We start from the raw sequence: 272 nt of genomic DNA, 5'->3' as shown, positions 1-272 counted from the left end.
TCGATCTCGCCGTGGCCGGCTTCGCAGTGCGCGCGGAGGGCTTCGAGGAAGGCGGACGGGCCGCGGGGCTTCTTCTGGTCGGGGCCCCACCAGTGGCCGGAGCCGAGGAGGAGGGAGCGGGGGCGGGTGAAGGTGACGTAACCGAGGCGGAGTTCCTCGATGCGCTGGTGCTCCTTCATGGCCGCCTTGAAGGCGGCCATGCCCTTGCTGTCCCACGCGGGGACGGCGGGCAGGGTGGCGGCGTCGCCGCGCAGGGCGTGCGGGAGGACCTT

At 73.2% G+C, this 272-nt stretch carries 1 pseudogene; it reads right to left on the bottom strand.

The window, feature by feature from the left end:
- Positions 1–272 (bottom strand): annotated as a pseudogene (locus ACSNOH_RS35320) (ATP-dependent DNA helicase); the annotation flags it as partial.

It is taken from the genome of Streptomyces sp. URMC 127, assembly GCF_051386535.1.
GTDB lineage: Bacteria > Actinomycetota > Actinomycetes > Streptomycetales > Streptomycetaceae > Streptomyces.
This window is presented reverse-complemented; position numbering and strand designations above follow the sequence as displayed.